The sequence below is a fragment of the Kitasatospora sp. NPDC022785 genome (genome assembly GCF_055561295.1).
This window is the reverse complement of the sequence record NZ_JBVHHB010000023.1, coordinates 140,585-151,522: the sequence shown is the minus strand read 5'-3', so window position 1 is coordinate 151,522 and position 10,938 is coordinate 140,585. Positions and strand designations below refer to the sequence as shown.

The 10,938-nt window shown below is 71.7% G+C and carries 5 protein-coding genes and 1 rRNA gene; 4 read left to right on the top strand and 2 right to left on the bottom strand.

Annotated elements, in window-relative coordinates; all coding sequences use genetic code 11:
• Positions 1-137: 137 nt before the first annotated feature.
• Both rrf and ACZ3YO_RS29975 read left to right on the top strand, forming a co-directional pair.
• Positions 138-254, top strand: a 5S ribosomal RNA gene (gene rrf, locus ACZ3YO_RS29980).
• A gap of 95 nt (positions 255-349) precedes the next feature.
• A complete protein-coding gene (locus ACZ3YO_RS29975; RefSeq protein ID WP_465575402.1) occupies positions 350-1,198 on the top strand; it encodes a phosphatase PAP2 family protein in 849 nt (282 codons plus the stop codon).
• Positions 1,199-1,328: 130 nt separating this feature from the next.
• Here ACZ3YO_RS29975 and ACZ3YO_RS29970 read toward each other — a convergent pair whose 3' ends face one another.
• Together ACZ3YO_RS29970 and ACZ3YO_RS29965 are read right to left on the bottom strand one after the other, a co-directional pair.
• Complete coding sequence (locus ACZ3YO_RS29970) at positions 1,329-1,892, bottom strand: acetate uptake transporter (RefSeq protein WP_465575399.1); 564 nt, start codon at positions 1,890-1,892, stop codon at positions 1,329-1,331.
• Positions 1,893-2,253: 361 nt separating this feature from the next.
• Positions 2,254-4,815 carry a SpoIIE family protein phosphatase gene (locus ACZ3YO_RS29965; protein WP_465575397.1) on the bottom strand — a complete coding sequence of 854 codons (2,562 nt, stop codon included), beginning with the start codon at positions 4,813-4,815 and terminating at the stop codon, positions 2,254-2,256.
• 574 nt (positions 4,816-5,389) lie between these two features.
• On the opposite strand from ACZ3YO_RS29965, the gene ACZ3YO_RS29960 reads away from it, so the two are divergent.
• Both ACZ3YO_RS29960 and ACZ3YO_RS29955 read left to right on the top strand, forming a co-directional pair.
• Positions 5,390-9,904: a HAMP domain-containing protein gene (locus tag ACZ3YO_RS29960; RefSeq protein ID WP_465575430.1), complete on the top strand. Its 4,515-nt coding sequence runs from the start codon at positions 5,390-5,392 to the stop codon at positions 9,902-9,904.
• A gap of 320 nt (positions 9,905-10,224) precedes the next feature.
• Positions 10,225-10,860, top strand: a complete 636-nt coding sequence (locus tag ACZ3YO_RS29955; RefSeq protein ID WP_465554445.1) for a response regulator — start codon at positions 10,225-10,227, stop codon at positions 10,858-10,860.
• The last annotated feature ends 78 nt before the right edge of the window (positions 10,861-10,938 follow it).

Below are 10,938 nucleotides of genomic sequence, written 5' to 3'. Positions count from 1 at the left end.
AAGCCCTGTGAGGGGTGGAGTTGACCGGTACTAATAGGCCGAGGGCTTGTCCTCAGTTGCTCGCGTCCACTGTGTTGTTCTGAAACAACGACCCCACGACATGGCCTGTCGTGGTGCGGCCGACAGTTTCATAGTGTTTCGGTGGTCATAGCGTGAGGGAAACGCCCGGTTACATTCCGAACCCGGAAGCTAAGCCTCATAGCGCCGATGGTACTGCAGGGGGGACCCTGTGGGAGAGTAGGACGCCGCCGAACAATCATTCCAAAAAGACCCCCTTCCGGACGGAAGGGGGTCTTTTTGCGTTAACGTCTCTGCCAGCACACCCCGGCTTGGCGGAAGGCGCGAACCGTTGCAGAACCTGACCCTTACCTGGCAGTCCGCCGGGGGCACCGCGGTCGCTCTTTACGGGGGTTCGTACGCGGCGTCCAGGTGGCGGCGCGGCCCGTTGCCGGCGTTGCTGCGGGAGGCCGGCACGCTGCTCGCGCTGTTCGCGCTCTGGCAGCTGGTCGGACACCTGTCCCTGATGAGCACCGAGCACGCGCTGGACCGGGCGAGCTGGATCCACCGGACGGAGCTGGCGGTCGGGTTGCCGGACGAGGCGTCCTGGCAGGCGGCGGTGACGCCGTACCCGGTGGTGGTGAAGGCGGCGAACTACTACTACGCCGCGATGCACTTCGCCGTGATGATCGCCGTCCTCGCCTGGGTCTTCGTGCGGCACCGCGAGCGGTACGCGTGGGTGCGGAACACCGTGGTGATCACGACGGCGGTCTGCCTCGCCGTGCAGTTCATCCCGGTGGCGCCGCCCCGGATGCTGCCGCAGAGCGGCTTCGTCGACGTGGCCGCGGAGTACGGGCAGTCGGTCTACGGGGGCGCGGTCGGCGGGGTGGTGGTCGCCGCGCAGCTCTCGGCGATGCCGTCGGTACACGTGGCCTGGTGCGTGCTGGCCGCGGTGGCGGTGATCAGGGTGTCGACGAGTTCGCTCCGCTGGCTGGTGGTGCTGCACCCGGTGCTGACCGTCGCGGTCGTGGTGGTCACGGCCAACCACTTCTGGGCGGACGGTCTGGTCGCCGTCGCGATCCTGCTCTTCGCCTACGCCGCCCAGGCGGCCTTCGCCCGCCGGCGGGTCCGTCGGGCGGCCCGGACCGGGCCGGCAGCGGCCGACGTGCCGGCCGGGGAGCGGGCGGGCACGCGCGGTTAGCCGGACGGACACGTCGGTGGGCCGGCCTCCCCGCGGGGGAGGCCGGCCCACGTGCGTTGCGGTGTCGGCCCTGCCTGCCCGGACCCTGCCTGCCCGGACCCTGCGTGCCCGGACGTTGCCTGACCCGTCCTTACTTGACCGGCAGTACGGCCCGGCCCCATGCGCTGTTGGTCAGCGAGGCGGTGGCCCAGTACCAGGCGACGAGCCCGGAGGCCGCGGCGACCCAGCCGGCGAACTTGGCGAGGCCGCCGGAGGTGTTGAAGGTGGCGAAGGCGGAGAGCACCAGCGAGACGGTCAGCAGACCGTAGACAGCGCGGCTGAACAGGCCTGCGTTCCAGCTGGCGGCGGTGAGGGTGAGGGCGAGCAGGGCCCACAGCAGCAGGAACAGACCGGCCGCGTTCTTGCCGGCCCCGCCGGCCGCCGACCAGGTGGCCCAGAAGGCGCCGAGGCCGGTGAAGGCGGTGCCGGTGAAGCCCTCGCCGCTGCGGAGCTGCCAGAGGCCGGCGATGAACAGGGTGATGCCGCCGAGGAGGTGGGCGAGATGTGCCGAGTCCCCGACCCCGGTGCCGCTGAGGATGCCGGTGGAGAGAAGACCGTAGGCGAGGAGAGTCAGGCCGAGGGCGAGGTAACCGAGGTTACCCGCGTCGGCACCGGTGGAACGGGCGTGCTGTGCCCCGGAAGCTTCGTTGCTCACCGGAGGCTCCTTTCACTCTGGGCGCGCGCAGGGCGCGGTCGACCGCACGAGGGATGTTCGATGAGGTGGATGCGCGCGACCGCGCCGAGGGCGCACGGCTGGAGCGTGCGACGGCTGCGGTCAGAATGACGGTCCAGCGGCGGAACCGCTGGTCGTGTCCCCTCCGGGGGATTCCCCGGTGAGATCGGTGTACCCGGCCGAACGAGCTTGTACCCTTGTGAATCGCACAATTTGTGGCGCCGTCAGCCGTGGAACGCTCACGGTTGGCCTCCACGCCATCCCCGTACGGGCAGCAGTGCTCAACCCGGACGCATCGGTGCGCAGCTCACGGGCGCCGGCGCCCGGCCCGGCGCGACAGCGCTCAGCCCACGCGTTGGGACGGCACCCGCAGGGTCAGGATGGCCATGTCGTCGGACGGCGGCTCCGGGGCGAACCGTTCGACCGCCCGCTGCACCCGCAGGGCCACCGCGCCCGCCGTCAGCCCGGTGCAGCCGGTGAGCACCTCGGCGAGGCCGTCGTCGCCCAGCATCCGCAGGCCCTCCCGGCGTTCGGTCACGCCGTCGGTGACGCAGAGCAGGACCTCGCCGGGCGCGAGCACCAAGTGCTCGGCGGTGAGGTCGAGTTCGTCCATCACTCCGAGTAGCGGCTGCGGGGTGGCGGCCCGGTCGACCTGGCCGTCGGTGCGCAGGCGCAGCGGCAGCGGGTGGCCGGCGCAGACCAGCGACAGTTCGGTGCTGCCGTCCGGGCGGGGCGTCAGCTCGCCGTACAGGAGGGTGAGGAAGCGGCTGCGCGAACCCTCGTCCAGGATGGCCGCGTTGAGCCGGCTGAGGACCTGCGGGGCGTCCAGCCCCTCGCGGGCGAGCAGGCGCAGCGAGTGCCGGGCGAGACCGGTGACGGAGGCCGCCTCGGGGCCGGTGCCGCAGACGTCGCCGATGGCGAAGCCGTAGGTGCCCTCGCGGATGGTGAAGAGGTCGTAGAAGTCGCCGCCGACCTCGTTGCCCTCGCCGGCGGCCTGGTAGTAGACGTCCACCTCGACGCCGGGGATCTCGGGCAGGTCCGGCGGTAGCAGGCTGCGCTGGAGGGCCTGGCTGGTGGCGGTGCGCTCGGAGTAGAGGCGGGAGTTGTCGAGCGCGAGGGCCGCCCGGCGGGAGAGGTCCTCGGCGAGCTCCAGGATCTCCTGGCGGAACCGGACGCCGGCCGGGACGCCGAGTGCGAGCAGGCCGATGACGCGGTTGCGGGCGGTGAGCGGCAGGACGACGGTCTCGCCGAGCAGGCCGGAGAGTTCGGGGCTGTCGGTCAGCCCGCCGGCCCGGGCGGTGTCGGCTGGGCCGGCCCAGAAGCGGACGCCGTGGGTGGGGCCGGACTCCGGGGCGGGGGTCTTGTCGAGCAGGGCGCGCAGCGGGTCGATGCGGTCCTCGTCCTCGTGCAGGACGAAGGCGAGCGAGGCCGCGGCGCCGTGGTCGCCGTTGGTGTAGACGGCGCACCAGGAGGCGAGGGTGGGGACGGCCATCTGGGCCATCAGGGCGAGCGTCTGCTCGTGCTCCAGGGTGCCGGCCAGCAGGTCGGAGGCCTCGACGAGGAAGGAGAGCGAGCCGCGCCGCAGCCGGTCCAGCTCGGAGAGTCTGGTGCTCTCGACGGCGAGCGCGACGCGGTCGGCGGCGAACTGCAGGCGCAGCGCGTCCTCGTTGTCGTACCGGCCGGGTGCGGCGGCGGCGATGCCGAGCGAACCGATCAGCCGGCCCTCGACCTTGAGCGGGACGGTGAGCAGGGAGCGCAGGCCGCTGCCGGTGAGCAGGGCGAGGCCGGTCGGGCGGGTGGCGAGGTCCTCGTGGACGGAGGGCAGCCGGGCGGAGTCGTAGCGGTTGCCGGTCTCGACGGGGAAGCGGCTGTGCCGGCGGTGGCCGGTGGTGAGGCCGGTGGCGGCGCGGACCTCGAACTCGGTCTCGTCCTCGGTGGTGAGCAGGACGTAGGCGGCGTCGGCGTCGAGCAGGTCGCGGGCGCGTTCGACGGTGCGCTGCAGCAGGGTGTCGAGGTCGTCCGCGGAGGTGGGGCCGGCGAGCAGGTCGAGCCGGCCGGCGGCCTGGTCGGCCTTGTCGCCGGGCAGCGCGCGGGCGGGGGAGCGGAGTACCGCCCGGTCGGTGTCCAGGACGAGCAGACAGAGGGTGGACGGGGTGCCGTCGGTGTCGCGGATGCGGACCTGCAGGCCGTACACCTCGACGGTGCCGCCCTCGGCGTGGCGCAGGCCGTAGCTGCCCTCCCAGCGGGCCAGCCGCAGTGTCGCGGCCAGGCCGAGGCCGGTGCCGGGGCCCTGCGGCCAGACGGCGAGGTCGGCCCAGGGGCGGCCGAGGACGGCGTCGGCGGGGTGCCGGAAGAGCGCCTCGGCGTCGGGGTTCCAGGCGAGGACGCAGCCGTCGTCGTCGAGTTGGACCACGGCGACGTGCACCGGGCCGGTGCTGCTGGGCAGTTCGCCGCCCGGTGTGGCGGGGACGGCGTAGCGGGTGCCGGCGACGTGGGCGGGCAGGGCGAGGCGGAACCAGACGGTCTTGCGGCCGGCCGAGTACTCGACGCCCCAGCGTTCGGCCAGGGCGGAGCACATCAACAGGCCGCGGCCGCCCTCGCCGTCGGGGTCGGCGTAGCGCTCGGAGGCGGTGACGGGGACGTCGGCGAAGGACGGCAGGCCGCGTTCGGGGTGGTGGTCGGTGACCTCGATCCGGACGGTTCCGTCCTCGCGCAGGCAGCAGACCTCGGCGGCGGTGCCGGCGTGCACGACGGCGTTGGTGACGAGTTCGCTGACCAGCACGACGGCGTCGTCGACGACTTCGGGCAGGCCCCAGCCCAGCAGGGCGTCCCGGACGAAGGAGCGGGCGGCGCCGGCCGACCGGCCGACGGGTTCGAAGGTGGCGGCTGCGCGCGCGGTGACCACGTTGCCACTTCTCCTCTGCTCTGGCCCTGGCTGTCCGGGTGCGGCGCCGACATCCCCGTGCGCGCCGGCGGGGTGAGCGGCGGCGCTGGGTCGGGTCGTGGCCCGGTGCAGCGCTCCACCCTACTTTCCGGTTGGTTCCCCGTGGGGGCGGGGCGGCGAAACAGGCACCTGAGGGTGATTCTGCCCACCTGTTTCCACCGGGTCGGCACCAACCGAGCGCAACCGGCCGTATACCCGCCGCAAGTCCTGCCAGACTGGGGGGTCCGCGGCGGCCGGTCGGAGCAGTACGGTCGTGTGGGTTCCGGTGGGCCACGAGGTCCGCGGGGACGCAGTTGCGCCGGGCCGGTGTCCGGTTCCGGGCCCCGGACGGGGGCGCGGCCGGTCACCGGACAGTTCACGATCTGGGAGGGGCCCGTTGAGTTCGGCCACCAAGGACGCAACCGGTACGACGCCGCCCGCCCAGCGTGGTGCGCGGTCCGGGGCCGCGCCGCGGAGCGCGGCCGGCCGGCGAGCGAACCACAACCGGGGAGCCGAGCCGGCCGAGCTGCGCAAGCTGCTGGCCGCGCTGACCGCGATGCGGGACGGAAACTTCCGCCGCCGGCTGACGGTGCCGGGCGACGGGCCGCTGGCCGAGATCGCCGCGGTGTTCAACGAGGTTGCGGAGCGCAACCAGCACCTGACCGGAGAACTGGCACGGGTGCGGCGGGCGGTGGGCCGTGAGGGCCGGCTGAACGAGCGGCTGGAGACCGGCGCCGGCGAGGGCGCCTGGATGGCCGCCGTCGACAACTGCAACGCGCTGATCGACGACCTGGCCCGGCCGATGGCCGAGGTGGGCCGGGTGCTGGCCTCGATCGCCGAGGGCGACCTCGACCAGAAGATGGAGCTGCGCTCGCTGCACAGCAACGGGGTGAGCCACCCGTTGCGCGGCGAGTACCTGAAGATCGGCCGGACGGTCAACGGCCTGGTGGACCAGCTCTCCGAGTTCACCGACGAGGTGACCAGGGTCGCGATCGAGGTCGGCACCGAGGGCAAGCTCGGCGGCCAGGCCAAGGTGCGCAGCGTCTCGGGCAGTTGGAAGGACCTGGCGGACTCGGTCAACACCATGGCCGGCCGGCTGACCGCGCAGGTGCGCAACATCGCCCAGGTGACGACGGCGGTGGCCAAGGGCGATCTGTCGCGCAAGGTCACGGTCGAGGTGGCCGGCGAGATGCTGGAGCTGAAGAACACCGTCAACACGATGGTGGACCAGCTCAACGGCTTCGCCGCGCAGGTGACCAGGGTGGCCCGGGACGTGGGCACCGAGGGCCGCCTCGGCGGTCAGGCGCAGGTGCCGGGCGTCGCCGGGGTCTGGCGGGACCTGACCGACTCGGTCAACTTCATGGCCGACAACCTGACCGGCCAGGTGCGCAACATCGCCCAGGTGACGACGGCCGTGGCGCGCGGGGACCTCTCGCAGAAGATCGAGGTGGACGCGCGGGGCGAGATCCTGGAGCTGAAGAACACCATCAACACGATGGTGGACCAGCTCTCCGGGTTCGCCGAGCAGGTGACCCGGGTGGCCCGCCAGGTCGGCACCGAGGGGCGGCTGGGGGGCCAGGCGCAGGTGCCCGGCGCGGCCGGTGTGTGGCGTGATCTGACCGACAACGTCAACTTCATGGCGAACAACCTCACCGATCAGGTGCGCAACATCGCCCAGGTGACGACGGCGGTCGCCAAGGGAGACCTGTCGCAGAAGATCCAGGTGGACGCGCGGGGAGAGATCCTCGAACTCAAGAACACCATCAACACGATGGTGGACCAGCTGGGGGCCTTCGCCGATGAGGTGACCAGGGTCGCCCGGGACGTCGGCACCGAGGGCATCCTCGGCGGCCAGGCGAGCGTGCCGGGGGTCTCCGGCACCTGGAAGGACCTGACCAACAGCGTCAACCTGATGGCCAACAACCTGACCAGCCAGGTCCGCAACATCGCCGAGGTGACCACGGCGGTCGCGCGCGGCGACGTCTCCAAGAAGATCACCGTCGATGCCCGCGGCGAGATCCTGGAGCTGGTCACCACCGTCAACACCATGGTCGACCAGCTGTCGGCGTTCGCCGACGAGGTGACCCGGGTGGCCCGCGAGGTGGGCACCGAGGGCATCCTGGGCGGCCAGGCCCGGGTGCGGGGGGTGTCGGGCATCTGGAAGGACCTGACCGACAACGTCAACTTCATGGCGTCCAACCTGACCAGCCAGGTCCGCAACATCGCCGAGGTCGCCACCGCGGTGGCCCGCGGCGACCTCTCCAAGAAGATCGACATCGAGGCGCAGGGCGAGGTCGCGGCGCTGGCCGGCACCCTGAACACGATGGTGGACCAGCTCTCCGCCTTCGCCGTGGAGGTGACCAGGGTCGCCCGCGAGGTCGGCACCGACGGCATCCTGGGCGGCCAGGCCGGGGTGCCGGGCGTGGCCGGCATCTGGAAGGACCTGACCGACAACGTCAACCTGATGGCCAACAACCTGACCGGCCAGGTCCGCAACATCGCGCTGGTGATCACGGCGGTGGCCCGCGGCGACCTCTCGCAGAAGATCGACGTGGACGCGCGCGGCGAGATCCTGGAGCTCAAGACCAGCATCAACACCATGGTCGACCAGCTGTCGGCGTTCGCCGACGAGGTGACCCGGGTGGCCCGCGAGGTGGGCACCGACGGGCGGCTCGGCGGTCAGGCCCGCGTCCCCGGCGTGGACGGCACCTGGCAGGACCTCACCGAGTCGGTGAACGAGCTGGCCAACAACCTGACCCGGCAGGTGCGTGCGATCGCGCAGGTCGCCACCGCCGTGACCAGGGGCGACCTGAGCCTGCGGATCGACGTGGACGCCGCCGGCGAGCTCGACGAGCTCAAGGACAACATCAACCAGATGATCGCCAACCTGCGCGAGACCACCCGTACCAACCAGGAACAGGACTGGCTGAAGACCAACCTGGCCCGGATCTCCGGCCTGCTGCAGGGCCGCCGGGACCTGGAGGCGGTCGCGTCGCTGATCATGACCGAGCTGACGCCGGTGGTCTCCGCCCAGCACGGCGCCTTCTTCCTCGCCCAGCCGGCCGGCCGCACCGCCGAGCTGATCACCGAGGACGACGACGAGAACGACACCGTGCTGCGGCTGATCGGCAGCTACGGCTACCAGCGGCGGGCGATGCCGACCATCTTCCGGCCCGGCGAGTCGCTGATCGGCCAGGCGGCGGTGGAGAAGCGGGCGATCATCCTCAAGGAGGCGCCGCCCGGATACCTCAAGATCGCCTCGGGCCTCGGCGAGGCCTCGCCGGCCCACATCGTGGTGCTGCCGGTGCTGTTCGAGGGCCGGCTGCTGGGCGTGATCGAGCTGGCCACGTTCAGCTCCTTCACCACCGTCGCGCTGGACTTCCTCAACCAGATCGCCGACCTGATCGGCGTCACCGTCAACACCATCAGCGTCAACACGAAGACCGAGGGCCTGCTGCTGGAGTCCCAGCGGCTGACCGCCGAACTCTCGATGCGGTCCGCCGAGTTGGAGGCGCGCCAGGAGGAACTGGAGCGGACCAACGAGGAGTTGCAGGAGAAGGCCTCGCAGCTCGCCCAGCAGAACCGTGACATCGAGATCAAGAACAGCGAGATCGAGGAGGCCCGGCAGGTCCTGGAGGAGCGCGCCGAGCAGCTCGCCCTCGCCTCCCGGTACAAGAGCGAGTTCCTCGCCAACATGTCGCACGAGCTGCGCACCCCGCTCAACTCGCTGCTGATCCTGGCCAAGCTGCTCTCGGACAACAACGAGGGCAACCTCTCGCCCAAGCAGGTCGAGTTCGCCGACACCATCCACGGCGCCGGTTCCGACCTGCTCCAGCTGATCAACGACATCCTCGACCTCTCCAAGGTCGAGGCGGGCAAGATGGACGTCCGACCGGCCAGAATCGCCCTCGTCCAGCTGGTCGACTACGTGGAGGCCACCTTCCAGCCGGTCGCGCTGGACAAGAGCCTCGACTTCGCCGTCCGGGTCTCGCCCGCGCTGCCGGTCACCCTGCACACCGACGAGCAGCGGCTCCAGCAGGTGCTGCGCAACCTGATCTCCAACGCGGTCAAGTTCACCGACGCGGGGGCGGTCGACTTCTCGATCAGCCAGGCCGGCGCCGACGTCCCGCAGCACGTCCGGGAACGGCTGCTGGAGGCCGGCGCGATCCAGGGCCCGGACGACGAGCTGATCGCCTTCTCCGTCTCCGACACCGGCATCGGCATCCCCGGCAACAAGCTGCGGGAGATCTTCGAGGCGTTCAAGCAGGCCGACGGCACCACCAGCCGCAAGTACGGCGGCACCGGCCTCGGGCTCTCGATCAGCCGGGAGATCGCCCGCCTGCTCGGCGGCGAGATCCACGCCGAGAGCGAGCTGGGCAGGGGTTCCACCTTCACCCTCTACCTGCCGCTGCGCACCGAGGGCGCGGACACCCCGGGCGGTGTGCCGTTGCCGGCCCCGAACACCCCGGCGGTGCGCGCCGCCGTCGGCGTGACGCCGGCCGGCACGCCCGTCCCGGTCGGCGAGAACCCGGCCGACCACTGGGCCCAGGAGGTCCGCGAACTCGCCGAGGAGCGCCGCCGGGGCGCCGTCGAACGCCGCCGTGCCGCCGCCCTGGAGACCTCCGTCGAGGGCCGCCCGCCGGCCGTCGGCCCCGTCGCCCGCCCGGGCGGACGGGTGGACGCCCGCTTCGACGGCCAGCAGGTGCTGATCGTGGACGACGACGTCCGCAACGTCTTCGCGCTCACCAGCGTCCTGGAGCAGCACGGCCTGACCGTCCTCTACGCGGAGAACGGCCGCGAGGGCATCGAGATGCTGGAGCAGCACGAGAACGTCGCGCTGGTCCTGATGGACATCATGATGCCGGAGATGGACGGCTACGCGACGACCGAGGCGATCCGCCGGATGCCCCAGTTCGCCGGCCTGCCGATCATCGCGCTGACCGCCAAGGCGATGAAGGGCGACCGGGAGAAGTCCCTGGAGGCCGGGGCCACCGACCACATCACCAAGCCGGTCGAGACCGACCACCTGCTGACGGTGATGCACGAGTGGCTCACGGTCCGGAAGGGATAGCCGCCGCGGGGCCCCGCCGGCCCGGGACGACCGGCGGGGGCGTGCAGCTGCCGGCCCGCTCCGGCGTTCACGCCCGCGGGCGGGCCGTTTGCTGGCGGGGAGGGGCGGGAACCGGGTAGGGTCACCGATCGTTGCGAACAGTGACCGGACGGCGACTCGCTGCTGAGCGTGCGCCGGGGCACTGGGTGCACACTGCTGCGGATCACATCCTGACGGAGCGGTGTGCCGGGCGAGGGGGTGCGGCTAGCATGACCGGGGTAATGGTGGGCAGTACGCGGGTGCCTTCCCCAGGCAGGCAGGCAACAGGAGGGCGGGCCGTAATGCAGAAGGCGAAGATCCTCCTGGTCGACGACCGGCCGGAGAACCTTCTGGCGCTGGAGGCGATCCTCTCCGCGCTGGACCAGACGCTGGTGCGCGCGGCCTCCGGCGAGGAGGCGCTCAAGGCGCTGCTCACCGACGACTTCGCGGTGATCCTGCTCGACGTCCAGATGCCCGGCATGGACGGCTTCGAGACGGCCGCGCACATCAAACGGCGCGAGCGCACCCGGGACATCCCGATCATCTTCCTGACCGCGATCAACCACGGGCCGCACCACACCTTCCGCGGCTACGCGGCCGGCGCGGTGGACTACATCTCTAAGCCCTTCGACCCGTGGGTGCTGCGCGCCAAGGTGTCGGTCTTCGTCGACCTCTACATGAAGAACTGCCAGCTCAGGGAGCAGGCCGCACTGCTGCGCCTGCAACTGGAGGCGGGCGGCGAGCAGCAGGCCATCGGCGGTGCGCTGCTGGGCGAGCTGTCGGCGCGGCTGGCGTCGGTGGAGGAGCAGGCCGAGGCGCTGGCCAAGCAGCTGGACGGCGCCGAGGACGGCGGGGTCGCCGCCACCGCGGCGCACCTGGAGCGGAAGCTGGCGGGCCTGCGCAGGGCGCTGGACGCGCTGCGCCCCGGCGTGGAGTAGCCGGCAGGCGCCCGTCTGCCCCGTCCGGGTGAAACCGGATCAGCGTGACGGTGTGTCTGCGACACGTCCGGGCGCCTC